Annotated in this window: 16 protein-coding genes; 13 read left to right on the plus strand and 3 right to left on the minus strand. The window is 66.1% G+C overall.

The genetic code is table 11. From position 1 onward, the window contains the following. Positions 1–16 precede the first annotated feature (16 nt). Positions 17–1,201 carry a 4-hydroxybenzoate 3-monooxygenase gene (gene pobA / locus KPL81_RS19270; protein WP_219793514.1) on the plus strand — a complete coding sequence of 395 codons (1,185 nt, stop codon included), beginning with the start codon at positions 17–19 and terminating at the stop codon, positions 1,199–1,201. A gap of 66 nt (positions 1,202–1,267) precedes the next feature. Further along, entirely contained in the window at positions 1,268–1,873 is a 606-nt protein-coding gene (locus KPL81_RS19275; protein ID WP_219793515.1) for a class I SAM-dependent methyltransferase, read from the plus strand. Here KPL81_RS19275 and KPL81_RS19280 read toward each other — a convergent pair. Further along, positions 1,864–2,766 carry a LysR family transcriptional regulator gene (locus tag KPL81_RS19280; RefSeq protein ID WP_219793516.1) on the minus strand — a complete coding sequence of 301 codons (903 nt, stop codon included), beginning with the start codon at positions 2,764–2,766 and terminating at the stop codon, positions 1,864–1,866. The genes KPL81_RS19275 and KPL81_RS19280 overlap by 10 nt on opposite strands. Positions 2,767–2,867: 101 nt before the next feature. Here KPL81_RS19280 and KPL81_RS19285 point away from each other — a divergent pair, with 101 nt between their 5' ends. The 10 genes from KPL81_RS19285 to KPL81_RS19330 all read left to right on the plus strand — a co-directional run bounded on the left by KPL81_RS19285 (position 2,868) and on the right by KPL81_RS19330 (position 13,569). Continuing rightward, a complete protein-coding gene (locus tag KPL81_RS19285; RefSeq protein WP_219793517.1) occupies positions 2,868–3,986 on the plus strand; it encodes a muconate cycloisomerase family protein in 1,119 nt (372 codons plus the stop codon). A 15-nt stretch (positions 3,987–4,001) separates the two neighbouring features. Continuing rightward, a complete protein-coding gene (catC, locus tag KPL81_RS19290) occupies positions 4,002–4,292 on the plus strand; it encodes a muconolactone Delta-isomerase (RefSeq protein ID WP_159554963.1) in 291 nt (96 codons plus the stop codon). 56 nt (positions 4,293–4,348) lie between these two features. Continuing rightward, entirely contained in the window at positions 4,349–5,323 is a 975-nt protein-coding gene (gene catA / locus KPL81_RS19295; RefSeq protein ID WP_219793518.1) for a catechol 1,2-dioxygenase, read from the plus strand. A 110-nt stretch (positions 5,324–5,433) separates the two neighbouring features. Next, positions 5,434–6,816 carry a Rieske 2Fe-2S domain-containing protein gene (locus KPL81_RS19300; protein ID WP_209474328.1) on the plus strand — a complete coding sequence of 461 codons (1,383 nt, stop codon included), beginning with the start codon at positions 5,434–5,436 and terminating at the stop codon, positions 6,814–6,816. 10 nt (positions 6,817–6,826) lie between these two features. Next, entirely contained in the window at positions 6,827–7,318 is a 492-nt protein-coding gene (gene benB / locus KPL81_RS19305) for a benzoate 1,2-dioxygenase small subunit (RefSeq protein WP_219793519.1), read from the plus strand. 25 nt (positions 7,319–7,343) lie between these two features. Then, positions 7,344–8,387, plus strand: coding sequence for a benzoate 1,2-dioxygenase electron transfer component BenC (gene benC, locus KPL81_RS19310; protein ID WP_219793520.1), 1,044 nt, complete (start codon positions 7,344–7,346; stop codon positions 8,385–8,387). Continuing rightward, the gene (benD, locus tag KPL81_RS19315) at positions 8,384–9,166 is read left to right on the plus strand and encodes a benzoate diol dehydrogenase BenD (RefSeq protein WP_219793521.1); all 783 of its coding nucleotides are present in this window, start codon (positions 8,384–8,386) and stop codon (positions 9,164–9,166) included. Before benC ends, benD begins: the two co-directional genes overlap by 4 nt. 68 nt (positions 9,167–9,234) lie before the next feature. Continuing rightward, a complete protein-coding gene (locus KPL81_RS19320; RefSeq protein WP_219793522.1) occupies positions 9,235–10,488 on the plus strand; it encodes a benzoate/H(+) symporter BenE family transporter in 1,254 nt (417 codons plus the stop codon). 89 nt (positions 10,489–10,577) lie between these two features. Then, entirely contained in the window at positions 10,578–11,780 is a 1,203-nt protein-coding gene (locus KPL81_RS19325) for a benzoate/H(+) symporter BenE family transporter (RefSeq protein ID WP_219793523.1), read from the plus strand. Between the two features lie 82 nt (positions 11,781–11,862). After that, positions 11,863–13,569 (plus strand): DEAD/DEAH box helicase family protein, encoded by a 1,707-nt coding sequence (locus KPL81_RS19330; RefSeq protein WP_219793524.1) that lies wholly within the window; start codon positions 11,863–11,865, stop codon positions 13,567–13,569. A gap of 118 nt (positions 13,570–13,687) precedes the next feature. Here the strand turns inward: KPL81_RS19330 and gfa are convergent, their stop codons facing one another. Then, positions 13,688–14,263, minus strand: coding sequence for an S-(hydroxymethyl)glutathione synthase (gene gfa / locus KPL81_RS19335; protein ID WP_209474306.1), 576 nt, complete (start codon positions 14,261–14,263; stop codon positions 13,688–13,690). Between gfa and KPL81_RS19340 the strand changes: the two genes are divergently transcribed. Further along, positions 14,262–14,579 (plus strand): hypothetical protein, encoded by a 318-nt coding sequence (locus tag KPL81_RS19340; RefSeq protein ID WP_219793525.1) that lies wholly within the window; start codon positions 14,262–14,264, stop codon positions 14,577–14,579. The genes gfa and KPL81_RS19340 overlap by 2 nt on opposite strands. Here KPL81_RS19340 and KPL81_RS19345 read toward each other — a convergent pair. Then, positions 14,573–15,682: an S-(hydroxymethyl)glutathione dehydrogenase/class III alcohol dehydrogenase gene (locus KPL81_RS19345; RefSeq protein ID WP_219793526.1), complete on the minus strand. Its 1,110-nt coding sequence runs from the start codon at positions 15,680–15,682 to the stop codon at positions 14,573–14,575. The two genes, KPL81_RS19340 and KPL81_RS19345, sit on opposite strands and share 7 nt — an antisense overlap. Positions 15,683–15,778: the final 96 nt, after the last annotated feature.

Genomic DNA, 15,778 nt, shown 5'->3' on the forward strand with positions numbered 1-15,778 from the left:
CAATGAGGCATAGCTCATGAAAACCCAAGTCGCCATCATCGGTGCCGGCCCCTCCGGGCTGCTGCTGGGCCAACTGCTGAGCCGCCAAGGCATCGACAACGTGATTCTCGAACGCAAGAGCGGCGAGTACGTGCTCAGCCGAATTCGCGCCGGGGTGCTGGAGCAGGGCATGGTCGACCTGCTGCGCGAGGCCGGTGTCGATGCGCGCATGGATGAGGAGGGCCTGCCTCACGATGGCGTCGAGCTGGCCTTCGACAATCGCCGCGTACGCGTCGACCTCGCCGGGTTGACCGGCGGCAAGACGGTGATGGTCTACGGCCAGACGGAAGTGACCCGCGACCTGATGGAGGCTCGCGAGGCGAGCGGCGGCACGACGATCTACGAGGCGGACAATGTGCAGCCGCATGATCTTGAAAGCGACGCCCCTTATGTCACCTTCGAGAAGGACGGCGAGAGCGTGCGCCTCGACTGCGACTACATAGCCGGCTGCGACGGTTTCCACGGCGTCTCGCGCCGGTCGATCCCCAAGGATCGCATCAAGGAGTTCGAGAAGGTCTACCCGTTCGGCTGGCTGGGCCTGCTCGCCGACACCCCGCCGGTCGCCGACGAACTGATCTACGCCCGCCACGAGCGCGGCTTCGCCCTGTGCAGCATGCGTTCGCCCACACGCAGCCGCTACTATGTCCAGGTGCCACTCGACGAAAAGGTCGAGGAGTGGTCCGACGAGCGCTTCTGGGATGAGCTAAAGCGGCGCCTGCCCGAGGACGTGGCGGCCAAGCTGGTTACCGGGCCTTCGCTGGAGAAGAGCATCGCCCCGCTGCGCAGCTTCGTGGTCGAGCCGATGCAGTATGGCAAACTGTTCCTGGTGGGTGACGCCGCCCATATCGTGCCGCCCACCGGCGCCAAGGGGCTCAACCTGGCGGCCAGCGACGTCAACACGCTCTACCGGCTGATGGTCAAGGTCTACCAGGAAGGCCGTACCGACCTGATCCCCAGCTATTCCCAGACCTGTCTCAAGCGCATCTGGAAGGCCGAGCGTTTCTCCTGGTGGATGACCTCGCTGCTGCACAAGTTCTCCGACGAGGAGGGCTTCGAGACTCGCATGCAGCAGGCCGAACTCGACTACCTCACTTCCTCGGAGGCGGGCCTCAAGACCATTGCCGAGAACTACGTCGGCCTGCCCTACGAGTCGCTGGAGTAATCGGGGACGTGGCTCTGAGCCGCAACGATTACACTGGGTTCCTATGCGCCGACAAACGGAGCCCGAATGCGAAGCTTCATCTACGACACTCTCATCCTCAGGCTCACCGCACGCTGGTACGCCGAAGTGCTCGAGCGGTTGCCCGAGGAGGCGGCGCTGCTGGACGTCGGGGTCGGCACGGCCGGGGCGCTGGCGGCCAACGCCGAGACGGTGAGACGCAAGGGGCTGCGCATCACCGGTATCGATATCGACGCCGACTACATCGAGCGTGCCTGGCGACGGCTCGCGGAAGCTGCCTTGGGTGAACACACCCAGGTGCGCCTTGAGTCCGTCTACGACCACGAAGGTGGCCCCTACGATGCCGTCTATTTCTCAGCCAGTTTCATGCTGTTGCCGGAGCCCGAGCGAGCGCTGCGCCACTGTACGGCGCTGCTGAAACCGGATGGCCGTCTCTATTTCACCCAGACCTTCCAGCAGCGGCCCTCCCGCGCAATGGAGCGCTTCAAGCCCATGCTCAAGCGGCTCACCAGCATCGATTTCGGCCGCGTGACCTACGAGGAGCCCTTCCGGGTGCAGCTCAACGCCGCCGGGTTGGTGCTGGAGGAGTTCACGCTGCTGGCGCGCCATGGCAGCCGGGCAGCGTGCCTGGCGGTGGCTTCTCCTCAGGGATAGCGCCCGCTGCGGCGATTTTCCACCAGCACCTCGAGGATGGCATTGGCCTCGCGCATGATCGGCGAGGGGGCCTCACCCTTGCGCCGGCTGCAGATCACCGGCGAGGTGAGACCCGGGTCGGCGAGGTAGACGTAAACGATGCCGTCGCGGCGGACGCGCTTGACCTGCTCCGGCACCAGAGTGATACCGATTTCCGAGGCGACCAGTGCCAGCGCCGTCTGCAGCTCGTTGGCCTCCTGTGCCACGGTGACCTTGAGGCCGCGGCGGCGGAATAGACCGAGCGTCATATCGGCCAGGCTCGGGCGCGGCTGGGCCGGAAACAACACCAGCGGATACTCGGCGAGCTGGGCCAGGGTCGGTTTGGTCTCGGCCAGCGGGTGGCCTTCGGGCAGGGCCGCCATCAGGGGCTCGTCGAACAGGTTCTCCTGCTCCACGTCGGGGTCGTCGATGCGCATGCGGCCGAAGCCCATGTCGATGCGTCCGCTCTTGAGCGCCTTCATCTGCTGCACCGTGGTCAGCTCAGCCAGCATCAGCTCGACATTATCCTTTTGTCGTAATTCACGCACCAGCAGCGGCAACTGCCCGTAGAACACCGATGGAACGAAGCCGATGCCGAATATCCTGCGCTTGCTGCGGGCCAGGCGCTGGGTGGCGGCGATGGTGGTGTCGATCTTTTCCAGTATCTGCAGGGTATGCTCATGGAAGAGCTGACCCGCTGGCGTCAGGCGCAGCCCGCGCGCGCTCCTCTCGAACAGTTCGGCGCCTATTTCTCCTTCCAGATGCTTGATTTGCCTTGATAAAGGTGGCTGCGCCATATGTAGCTTGGCTGCCGCCCGGGTCAGGTTAAGCTCCTCTGCCACGACGCAGAAGTAGCGCAGATGTCGCAGCTCCATGATACCTCCAGGGTATGGCTCGGGACCTAAACGATATTGGTTCGGCCGCGCCGGGGCAATCAAACTGCCACGGTATCGAAACACCGAACTCCGGAGCGCGCATGTCATCCGTCATCGAGTCCATCGAAACGCTGCTGGTCGATCTGCCGACCATCCGCCCCCACAAGCTTTCCATGACCACCATGGCCTGCCAGACGCTGGTCATCGTGCGTCTGCGCGACTCCGACGGCATCGAGGGGCTGGGCGAGGGCACTACCATCGGCGGGCTCGCCTACGGCCCCGAGAGCCCCGAGAGCATCAAGCGCAACATCGACGCCTACCTGGCGCCGCTGCTGATCGGCCAGCCGGCGGACGCCGTGGCCACGCTGCGCGCCCGTCTCGACCGCCATGCGCGTGGCAACGCCATCGCCAAGTCGGCGCTGGAGACCGCGCTGCTCGACGCCCAGGGCAAGCGCCTGGGCCTGCCCGTGGCCGAGCTGCTCGGCGGTGCGCGCCACGACCACCTGCCGGTGCTGTGGACGCTGGCCAGCGGTGATACCGCCCGCGATATCGACGAGGCCTTCCAGCGCCTGGAGCAGCGCCGCCACTGCGATTTCAAGCTCAAGATCGGCGCCAAGGGCGTGGACGACGACGTGCGCCACGTGGCCGCGATCAAGGAGGCGCTGGGTGAGCGAGCCAGTGTCCGGGTCGACGTCAACCAGGCGTGGGACGAGAGCACCGCCGTGCGCGGCATCGCCGCGCTGCAGGCGGCCGGCATCGACCTGATCGAGCAGCCGATACCCGCCCGCGAGCATGCCGGTCTGGTACGTCTGGCCAATCGCTTCGAGGTGCCGATGCTGGCCGACGAGGCGGTGGCCGACGCCCGTGACGGTTTCACCCTGGCCGCAGCCGGCTTCAATGGCGCCTACGCGCTGAAGATTGCCAAGGCCGGCGGCCCGCGCGGCGCCCTGGCACTGGCCCAGGTCGCCCAGGCGGCCGGCATCGGCCTCTACGGCGGCACCCTGCTCGAGGGCACCATCGGCACCGCCGCTTCGCTGCACGCCTGGGCCACGCTGCCCGAGCTGGCCTGGGGCAGCGAGATGTTCGGCCCGCTGCTGCTCAAGGAGGACATCGTCGCCGAACCGCTGGCCTACGGCGAGTTCGGCGTCGCGTTGCCCACCGGGCCGGGGCTGGGCATCGCCCTGGATGAGGACAAGCTCGCTCACTTCACCCGCAAGTAACCGGAGGACACACGCATGCTTTTCCAGGTGGAAATGACCGTCAAGCTGCCGCCGTCGATGCCGGCCGAAGAGGCCGCCGCGATCAAGGCGCGCGAGAAGGAGTACGCCCAGGAGCTTCAGCGCCAGGGCAAGTGGCGCCACCTGTGGCGGGTCGCCGGCAGCTACGCCAACGTCAGCATCTTCGACGTGCGCGACAACGCCGAGTTGCAGGAGCTCGTCGCGGGCCTGCCGCTCTTCCCGTGGATGGAGATCGGCGTCAAGCCGCTGTGCCGCCATCCGTCCTCCATCCGCGACGACGACAGCTGAGCCGCGACGCATCACGCCAGCCCCGTAGGGCAACCAACGACAACGAGGAATGACCCATGACCGTGAAGATCTTCGATACCCCCGAGGTGCAGAACTTCCTGAAGGCCGTCTCCGGCTTCGACGAGCAGGGCGGCAGCCACCGTGCCAAGCAGATCATGCATCGCCTGCTCTCCGACCTGTACCGGCTGATCGACGATTTCGACGTCACCCCCGAGGAGTACTGGTCGACCGTCAGCCTGCTCAATGCGCTGGGCGGCCAGACCCAGTTCGGCCTGCTCTCGCCGGGACTCGGCTTCGATCACTATCTCGACATGCGTCAGGATGCCATCGACGCCGAGGCCAAGCGCAACGGCGGTACGCCGCGCACCATCGAGGGCCCGCTGTATGTCGCCGGTGCCCCCGAGGCCGAGGGCTTCGCGCGCATGGACGACGGTCAGGACCCGGACGGTGAGACCATGTGGCTGACCGGCCAGGTGCGCGATGTCGACGGCAAGCCGGTGGTCGGCGCCAAGGTGGAGATCTGGCACGCCGACTCCAAGGGCGGCTACTCCTTCTTCGACAAGACCCAGAGCGAGTACAACCTGCGCCGCACCATCGTCACCGATGCGCAGGGCCGCTATACCGCGCGCAGCATCATCCCCTCCGGTTACGGCGTACCGGAAGGCGCCCCCACCGACCAGGTGCTCAAGGCCCTGGGCCGCCACGGCCAGCGTCCGGCGCACATCCACTTCTTCATTTCCGCGCCGGGGCATCGCCACCTGACCACCCAGATCAACCTGGCCGGCGACCCGTACACCTTCGACGACTTCGCCTTCGCCACCCGCGAGGAGCTGGTCATCCCGGCGAATCGCATCGAGGACCCGGCCGAGATCGCCAGGCGCGAACTGGACGGTCCGTTCTCCGAGGTAGTGTTCGATGTCGAGCTGGCGCGCACCGAGGCCCCCGAGCTTCAGGTCCGCCACAAGCGCCCGCGGGCCCTGGAAGACGCCGAGGACCAGGCCAGCCAGTTGGCCGGCACCGCCGAGGTCTGAGCGCCCGCCGCTACCCGATCCCATCCCCATGAAGTGCTCCCCCGCCGGCCCCGGGCCGGTGGGTAGGGGAGCCTCACGACCCAAGACAAGAGCAACGAGGAGTTGGAGCCATGACCGCACAGCTTGATCGTCTCGAGAAGCGTGTACGCGGCGCCGTCGTCGACGACCCCGAGAACGGCATCTTCCGCTGCCACCGCAGCATGTTCACCGACCCGGCCTTCTTCGAGCTGGAGATGAAGCACATCTTCGAAGGCAACTGGCTGTTCCTGGCCCACGAGAGCCAGATCGCCGAGCCGGGCGACTACATGACCGTCACCATGGGCCGCCAGCCGGTGATAATCACCCGCGACAAGCAGGGCGAGCTGCACGCGCTGATCAACGCCTGCGCCCACCGCGGTGCCACCCTGTGCCGCAAGAAGCGCGGCAACAAGGGCACCTTCACCTGCCCGTTCCACGGCTGGTCGTTCAAGAACGACGGCAAGCTGCTCAAGGCCAAGAACGAGAAGACCGGCGCCTATCCCGAGAGCTTCAAGCAGGAGGGCTCCCACGATCTCAAGCGCGTGGCGCGCTTCGAGAACTATCGCGGCTTCCTGTTCGGCAGCTTGAGCGCCGACGTCGCCCCGCTCACCGAGTACCTCGGCGAGACCACCAAGATCATCGACAACATCGTCGACCAGGCGCCGGAGGGCATCGAGATCCTGCGCGGCACCTCCTCCTACACCTTCAACGGCAACTGGAAGCTGGGCGCAGAGAACGGCGCCGACGGCTACCACGTCAGCACCGTGCACTGGAACTACGCCTCGACCATGGAGCGGCGCAACTACGACGCCGGGGGCACCAAGGCAGTGGATGCCAACGGCTGGTCGAAGAGCATGGGCGGCTTCTACTCCTACGAGAACGGCCACATGATGCTGTGGACCCGCCTGCTCAACCCCGAGGTGCGCCCGGTCTACTCCCAGCGCGAGCGCATCGAGCAGGAGCTCGGCGAGGCGCGCGCCGACTCCATCGTCAACCAGACCCGCAATCTCTGCCTCTACCCCAACGTCTACCTGATGGACCAGTTCTCCACCCAGATCCGTGTGATCCGGCCCATCGCCGTGGACAAGAGCGAGGTCACCATCTACTGCTTCGCGCCCAAGGGCGAGTCGGCCGAGAACCGCGCCCTGCGCATCCGCCAGTACGAGGATTTCTTCAACGTCAGTGGCATGGGCACGCCGGATGACCTGGAGGAGTTCCGCGCCTGCCAGAACGGCTACGCCGGCCTCGACGCCGAGTGGAACGATCTCTCCCGCGGTGCCAAGCAGTGGATCGAGGGCGCCGACGACAACGCCCGTGCCATCGACATGAAGCCGCTGCTCAGCGGTGCCTCACCCGAGGACGAAGGGCTCTACGTGCTGCACCACAAGCACTGGGTCGAGGAGATGCTGCGCGCCATCGACAAGGAACGCAGCCAGTTCATCGCAACTGCGTCCGCTGAAACAAGCGCATCCTGAGGAGGGCACCATGAGCATCGACTTTCTGACCATCCAGGCCTTCGTTCATCGCGAAGCCCGCCTGCTCGACGACCGCGAGTGGGACGAGTGGCTGACCTGCTACAGCAAGGACGTGGTCTTCTGGATGCCGGCGTGGGATGACGACGACCGGCTGACCGAGGGCCCCCAGAGCGAGATCTCGCTGATCTACTACCCCAACCGCGAGGGGCTCGAGGACCGCGTCTACCGCATCAAGACCGAGCGCTCCGGGGCGACCAGCATCCCCGAGCCGCGCACCACCCACCAGGTCACCAACCTGGAGGTGCTCTCGCAGCAGGGCGACACGGTCGAGCTGCGCTTCAACTGGCACACCCTGAGCCACCGCTACCAGCAGACCAGCGCCTATTTCGGCACCTCGTTCTACACCTTGGACGTGTCCGGCAACGCGCCGCTGATCACCTACAAGAAGGTGGTGCTGAACAACGACTACATCCACCAGGTCATCGACATCTACCACATCTGAGCGACCGCGGTGGGAGGAGACGAGCATGAGCTACACCATAGCCCTCAACTTCGAAGACGGCGTGACCCGCTTCATCAGCTGCAAGGACGGTGAAACGGTGCTCGACGCCGCCTATCGTCACAAGGTCAACCTGCCGATGGATTGCTCCGATGGCGTCTGCGGTACCTGCAAGGGCACCTGCGAGCAGGGCGCCTTCGACCTGGGCGACGAGTACATCGACGAGGCGCTGTCCGACGAGGAGGCCGCCGAAGGCAAGGTACTCACTTGTCAGATGGTGCCGTCGTCGGACTGCGTGGTGCAGGTGCCGGTGGCCTCGACCCTGTGCAAGACCGGGGTCGCCGAATTCCCCGGCCGGGTCGCCGAGGTTTCGCGCCTCTCCGAGGACAGCTTCGAGCTGGTCGTCGACCTTGGCGAAGGCGAGGGGCTGACCTTCCTGCCGGGGCAGTACGTCAACATCCAGGTGCCGGGCAGCGACGAGACCCGCTCCTACTCGTTCAGCTCGCTGCCCGGCGAGCGGCGCGCGACCTTCCTCATCCGCAACGTGCCGAATGGCCTGATGAGCGGCTACCTGACCGGGGCGGCCAAACCCGAGGATGACCTGGCCCTGACCGGGCCGATGGGCAGCTTCTATCTGCGCGAGGTCGAGCGCCCCGTGCTGATGCTGGCCGGCGGCACCGGGCTGGCACCGTTCCTCTCCATGCTGCGCCAGCTGCAGGCGCGCGGCTGCGACCAGCCGGTGCGACTGCTCTACGGCGTGAACGTCGACGACCACCTGGTCAAGCTCGACGAGCTCGACGCCTTCGTCGAGGCGCTGCCCGACTTCGCCTACACCACGGTGGTGGCCGATGCGGCCAGCGAGCACCCGCGTAAGGGCTACGTGACCCACCACATGGCCCCCGAGCTGCTGCACGACGGCGAGGTCGACGTCTACCTGTGCGGGCCGCCGCCGATGGTGGATGCGGTGCTCGCTCACTTCCGCGAGCAGGGCATCTCGCCGGCCAGCTTCCACTACGAGAAGTTCACCCCGAGCCTGGCGCCGGAAGAGGCGAAGAAGGAGGCGGTGGCATGAGCATGCGCTTTGCCGAGCAGGTCATGGTGATCACCGGCGCCGCCCAGGGCATCGGCCGGCGCGTCGCCGAGCGCGCCGGCGCCGAGGGCGCCCGGCTGGCGCTGGTGGATCGCGCCGAGCTCATCCACGAGGTGGTGGCCGGGCTGTGCGATCAGGGCGTCGAGGCCATCGCCCTGCAGGCCGACCTGGAGACATGGCAGGGGGCCGAGGAGGCGATGCGCAGGACCGTCGAGCACTACGATCGCCTCGATATCCTGATCAACAACGTGGGGGGCGCGATCAATTTCAAACCCTTCACCGAGTTCACCGAGTCCCAGATCTCGGCCGAGATTACCCGTTCGCTGATGCCGACGCTGTGGTGCTGCCGTGCGGCCTTGCCCACCCTGGTGGAGCAGGGCGGCGGTGTCATCGTCAACGTGTCGTCGGCGGCGACGCGCGGCATCCATCGAATTCCCTACTCGGCGGCCAAGGGTGGCGTCAACGCCCTGACCGCCTCCCTGGCCTTCGAATATGCCGAGCACGGCATACGCGTGGTGGCCACCGCCCCCGGCGGCACCGAGGCGCCGCCGCGGCGGATCTCGCGCGGTACTCCCGAGCCGCGCAACGAGCAGGAGCAGGCCTGGTTCCAGGCCCACATCGACCAGACCAAGAACAGCTGTCTGATGGGGCGCTACGGCACCTTGGATGAGATGGCGGCACCGGTCCTGTTCCTGGCTTCGCGTGAGGCCAGCTATATCACCGGGACGGTGGTTCCGGTGGCAGGAGGCGATAGCGGCTGAGCGGCCCCACGCAACACGTTCACTACTCGCACCAACACTTCAAACACAAAAATCCCCTGGAGCACAACGTGAAACATATCGAGAAGGGCGCCGGCCTTGCCACGGCGCCACGCGACTTCATCCGTGACCTCAACGCCGACAACCTGAGTGCCGGTGTGGTGGCCGGTATCTTCGGCCTCAGCGCCGGCGTCATCCATATCAGCGCCGGTACCGCGGCGGGGCTCCCCCAGGAGTTCACCCTGCTGTGGGTGATCAGCTACCTGATGATCAACGGTTTGTTCGGACTGTTCCTGCCGGCCTACTACCGGTTGCCGCTGCCGATGGCCAACTCGATCCCCGGGGCGTTGCTGTTCGCTGCCATCATTCCTATCGTCGGTCTCAACGAGGCGCTGGGCGCCACGCTGATCGCGGGGGCCATTGCGCTGGTGGTGGGCCTGGCAGGGTGGATGAGCCTGGTCATGCGCTTGATTCCGATGCCCATCGTGATGGGCATGGTGGCGGGCATACTGCTCAAGTTCGGCACCAACATGGTAATGCCGTTGCAGAATGCCTTGGTGCCGGCGACGATCATGATCCTCTCCTTCTTCTTCGCCGCACGCTACCTGCGCCGGGTGCCGCCGCTGGTGGTCACGCTGCTGGTAGGCGTCGGCTACATGGCGCTTTCCGGTGCCGACTTCTCGAGCGTCACGTTCACCTTCAAGCTGCCCGAGTTCATCATGCCGGCCTTTACCCTGGAGGCCTTCCTGGCCTACGGCTTGCCGCTGGCGCTGATTCTCGTCGGCATGGAGACTCCCGCCGGGGTGGGGCTGGTCAAGGGCATGGGCTACAAGAGCGCGCCGGCCAATGCCATCACTGCGCTGGGCGGCTTCGGCACCATGGTCTCGGCCTTCTTCAATCTGCACAGCACCTGCATCGCCGCGCCGATGACCGGGATCTGCTCGGGGCCGGAAGCCGGCAGCCACGACAAGCGCTGGGTGGCGGCGGTGATCGTCGGCATCATCTTCGTCACGGCGGCGCCCTTCTACGGCTTCGTGTTCAGCCTGATCGAGGCGATGCCGAGCTACTTCATTGCCATCATCGCCGGTCTGGCGCTGCTGCGGGTGATCAGCTCGGCCATGCACATGACCTTCTCCGGCAAGCATGAAGTGGGCGCGATGTTCTCCTTCCTGATCGCCGTCTCGGGGATCCAGATCTTCGGCATCGGCTCCTCCTTCTGGGCACTGGTGCTGGGGGCGGGCCTCTCCATGCTGGTGGAGTTCCGCGACTTCGACTTCTCCCGCGAGTCTCGCAGCTCGCGCGGGGAGGCCGCCGCAGCTCGCTGACCCGCTACGCACGATCCTCCTTGGCCTGAGACCGCGCGCTGGCTCAGGCCTTTTTTGCTGCTGACTGACAATCGCCAAGGCCATTGACCATGTCGCTACTCAAGGACGCTTCCCTCCCCGCCGTCACCGCCGGTTTCGTCGCGGTGCTGATCTCCTACGCCGGCCCGCTGGCGATCTTCTTCCAGGCCGCCCAGAGCGCGGAGATCTCCCCCCAGATGATGAGTTCCTGGGTGTGGGCAATCTCCATCGGTGCCGCGGTCTCGGGTATCGGCCTGAGCCTGTGGCTCAGGGTGCCGGTGGTCACCGCCTGGTCGGCACCAGGCACGGCGCTGCTGGTCACGCTGTTTCCCGAGCTGTCGCTGAACGAGGCCGTGGGCGCCTACCTCACCGCGGCGCTGATCGTCTTCGCGGTCGGCGTGAGCGGCTCCTTCGACCGTATCGTCGCGCTGATCCCGCCCGGTATCGCCGCGGCTATGATGGCCGGCATCCTGTTCCAGTTCGGCGTCGGCGTGTTCACTGCCATGGAGGGCGCGCCGGCCCTGGCGCTGGGCATGCTCACTGCCTACCTGGTGTTCAAGCGGCTCTTCCCGCGTTATTTCCTGGTGCTGCTGCTGATGGTGGGGATCGTACTGGCGGTGGGGCTCGAAGGGGCCAGCCTGGCTGGGGTCTCGTGGCAGCTGGCCACGCCCCAGGTGATCCGTCCCGAGTGGACCCTGCATGCAACGCTGAGCCTGGCATTGCCGCTGGCGCTGGTCAGCCTCACCGGCCAGTTCCTGCCGGGCATGGCGATCCTGCGTGGCGCCGGCTACCACACCCAGGCCCGTCCGATACTCACCGTTACCGGGCTGGTATCGCTGCCGATGGCGCTGTTCGGCGGCATCACCACGGTGGTGGCGGCCATTACCGCGGCACTGTGCACCGGCAAGGCGGCGCATCCCGACCCCGGCAAGCGCTACACGGCCGGCGTGGCCAATGGCATCTTCTACCTGCTCGGGGCGCTTTTCTCGGGCAGCATCGTACTGCTGTTCACCTCGCTGCCGGTGACCTTCGTCGCCCTGCTGGCGGGGCTGGCGCTGATTGGCGCCATTACCAGCAACCTCAGCGCGGCGGCCGCCGAAAAGCAGCATCTCGAGGCCTCGATCATTACCTTTCTGGTCACCGCCTCGGGCATGAGCCTGCTGGGGCTGGGTTCGGCCTTCTGGGGCGTGGTGATCGGCTGCGCGGCCTACCTGATCCTGCACCGGCCCTTCGTGCTGTTGCGCGGCGCCTCCGCGGCCGTCGACAAGCAGTGATTGCCCCACTTGGAAAATTCGGCCAATGTCGAGGCATGACCGCCGGCTATCGGCCTGACACCTCAGCATGTGCGTGGCGCCTATGCTTGACCAAGCTGCTCCCGAGTATTCGGCCTGGAACCCCGGTCTCGAGGCCGACTTGCCCAGGCGCTACCGGCCCCTGGAGACCATACATCGCACGGCCAACGTCTCTTCCGACCTGGCCGAGATCCCCGAACTGAGAGCGCTCACCGGGCTCGAAGAGGAGGAGCTGGTGGCGTTTCGCGCCGAGCGCCTGGTGCTGCATGAGCTGATCGTGCGGGTCACCGCCGACATCCTGGTACACGAGGGCGAACAGGAAGAGGTGCTGGGTCACAATTTCCGCCGCATCGTGCTCAAGATCCTGTATGACTACCTCGCTCCCCATCTGCCGGCATTCCAGCAGGCATTCGACCGGCTTCGCGAGTCGATACGGGGCAGGGCGGGGGAGATCCTGGAAGCGGCCTTCGCGGTCGAACCGGAGGCGGACGACCCTGAGCCAGTCTCCTTGCTGGCGCGCTGGCTGGGCAAGCGTTCCGCTCCGCGTCCTCAGGACCGCCGCTCATTGGAGGAGCGCCACCACGATGCCATCCAGGACATCAAGCAGCGCGGGCTGGCTGCCCGGGATGAACTGGAGCAGGCCGTCTACAAGAGCGCCTACCGGGTGCTGAGCTCGATTGCTGCGGTCCAGGGGCATATCGGGGTGGATCGCGAGGTGCTGACGATGCTGATCGCCCGCCACGCCTGCAACGACTACGGCAGCCGCCTGATCGGCAACCTGCTGGCGCCGTACGTCGAGCGGGCCATCGAGCAGGAAGGCTACGATAGGGTTCCTCTTGCCGACGAGCCGATCCTGATCAGCTTCAAGGGTGCCTCGGCGGCAGGCAAGAGTTCCTTGCGACATCTGCTGAGACATACGCTGCAGGATCTGGGCATGCCACCGGATCAGTACGGCACCATCACCCCCGATATTTGGCGCCGTCTGCTGCTCGACTACGAGGCGTTGGGGGAAGCCTACAAGTATGCCGGTCGCCTGGCGGGCAAGGAGGTCAAGCTGATCGACGCCAAGCTGGACCGCTACATCCGCGACAAGGCGCAGCGGGACGGCACCATTCCCCATCTGCTGATCGACCGCTTTCGCTTCGACAGCTTCTCTTCCGACACGGTCCCACGCCTGCTGGATGGTACCTACGCCAAGTACGTATCCACCATGCACATGTACTTCGTCATCACCCCGCCGGAGGCCACCGTGGAGCGGGGTTGGCAGCGCGGGCTGGAGCGCGGGCGCTACAAGGCGGTGTCGGACTTCCTGGGCCACTGCGTGGAGGCCTACGACGGCATGCCCAGGGTGTTTTTCAAGTGGCTGGCCAGTCCGCAACCGCGCTTCAAGTACGTTTTCCTCGACAACAGCGTGCCCAGGCATACCCCGCCCGAGGTCGTCGCCCACGGCACCCGTGAGGTGCTCCACATCCTGGAGCCGCTGGGTCTGGTCGACATCGAGCGCTACAAGAAGATCAACACGGCGGCGACGTGCCCGGAGGAGGTCTATCCCGGCGGCGACGTGCTCGCGGTGGCCAACAACTGCACCTTCCTCAGGCAGTGCCTCGCCAAAGTGCCGGAGGTCCGCTTCGTCGACGCCGCCAGCGGCGAGACCTACCTGCGCGCCAGCTCGGGGCGCTTCGCGGTGGAGGATGCCGCGCTACTGCATGCCAAGCGGCAGGACGCGGAGCACGCGGCGCTGTTGGCCGCGTTGGGGGTGCCGGATGCATGACATTGGCTGACCGCAATCGAATATCTCTCGGCCTGGGTGGGCCGGACGCCACAAGCACCGAGCCCGTATCCTGTCAGGCTCGGTGGGTTGGTGAGCTATACGCTCTCTTAATGCGTTGTCATAGCACCCCCTTGGCCTTGGCGGTATGCGTGGCGATGGCATCCATCAGCGGCGGCGACAGGCAATCGTAGGGCGGCAGGCCGAGCTCCTGCAGCCGTGAGCGCACGTTGCCCATGTTCTCCGGGTCGGCGCCGGACTCGATGATCGACGAGACGAAGGCGGCGAACTCGGGGCCGGCCCAGCCCTCGTCGTAGGACAGCTCGGTGTGGATGAAGTCGAGCCCGTGGAAGGGATGCCCGGTGTTCTCGATACGGCCGTACATGTGCACGCCGCATCCCTTGCAGGCATGGCGCTGGATGGCGGCGGCGGGGTCGACCACCTCGAGCTTCTCCTCATGGGCAGTGACCTTGAGCTTGTCGCGGGGCACCACGGCCACCATCGAGAACAGCGCCCCTTCGGGCTTCCAGCACTTGGTGCAGCCGCAGACATGGTTATGGGCGCACTGCGCGTCGATCGTCACCTCGACCTGATCGCTGGCGCAGTGACAGTGGAGCTTGCCGCCGGTGAAACTGTCGCTGCCGCGCTTGACGCCGTCATCGACGGCGGGATGGATGTGAACGCTGTGGTGGCTCATGGTGGATCGACTCCCCTGTGTCGTCGTTGTCGAGGGGTTCGCCGCTGGCGGCGGCGTACGGGGTGCGCTCGTTGCCGAGGCGGTGCTCGCCCTGCTGCTGGATGCGGCCTTCGGTGGGGCGGGTTTGCCGCCGAACCAGCGCTGGATCATGTCCATCAGGCTCATAAGTGCCTCCTTGCCCTTGGGCATTGTTATGGTTGGCACGGCTTCGGACCTGTATCGCTTTTCTTCTGTCTTCTGTCTTCTGTCTTCTGTCTTCTGTCTTCTGTCTTCTGTCTTCTGGCGCCTTGGCGCGGCCCCGGGCGCCTATCAATAGTGCAGCACCGTCCGAATGCTCTTGCCCGCGTGCAGCAGCTCGAACGCCTCGTTGATCTGTTCGAACGGCATGTCGTGGGTGATGAACTCGTCGATCTTGATCTCGCCGTCCATGTAGCGCTGCACGTAACCGGGCAGCTCGCTGCGCCCCTTCACCCCGCCGAATGCCGAGCCGCGCCACACCCGGCCCGTGACCAGCTGGAACGGCCGCGTCGAGATCTCTTCGCCGGCCCCGGCCACGCCGATGATCACCGACTCGCCCCAGCCCTTGTGGCAGCACTCCAGCGCCGAGCGCATCACGTTGACGTTGCCGATGCACTCGAAGGAGTAGTCGACCCCGCCGTCGGTCAGGTCGACGATCACCTGCTGGATCGGATCCGAGTGTTCCTTGGGATTGACGAAGTCGGTGGCACCGAACTGGCGTGCCAGCGCGAACTTGTCCGGGTTGACGTCGATGGCGATGATGCGGCTGGCCTTGGCCATCTGCGCGCCCTGGATCACCGCCAGGCCGATGGCACCCAGGCCGAACACGGCCACGGTGGAGCCCGGCTCGACCTTGGCCGTGTTGAGCACCGCGCCGATACCGGTGGTCACGCCGCAGCCGAGCAGGCAGATCTTGTCCAGCGGCGCCTCCTTGGACACCTTGGCCAGCGACACCTCGGGCAGCACGGTGTACTCGCTGAAGGTCGAGCAGCCCATGTAGTGGTGCAGCATCTTGCCGTCGAGCGAGAAGCGCGAGGTGCCGTCGGGCATCAGCCCCTGGCCCTGGGTGGCGCGCACCGCCTGGCACAGGTTGGTCTTGCCCGAACGGCAGAACTTGCACTTGCCGCACTCGGCGGTGTAGAGCGGAATGACATGATCGCCGGGCTCGAGGCTGGTGACGCCTTCGCCCACCGCCTCGACGATGCCGGCCCCTTCGTGGCCCAGCACCGAGGGGAACAGGCCCTCGGGGTCGGCTCCGGAAAGCGTGAAGGCGTCGGTGTGGCAGACGCTGGTCGCGGCGATGCGCACCAGCACCTCCCCGGCCTTGGGATTCTCGACGTCGATCTCGGTGAGTTCGAGCGGTTGGCCCGCAGCCATGGCGACGGCGGCGCGTGATTTCATGGCGGGTCTCCCAGGTTGTTGTCGTAGGGCCGCGTGAGGCCGTGTCAAGGGGCGACGCTGATGATCAGTCTAGGTGAGGTGGGGCAAACGGATTGT

This window comes from Billgrantia antri (assembly GCF_019430905.1).
GTDB classification, from domain to species: Bacteria; Pseudomonadota; Gammaproteobacteria; order Pseudomonadales; family Halomonadaceae; genus Halomonas; species Halomonas antri.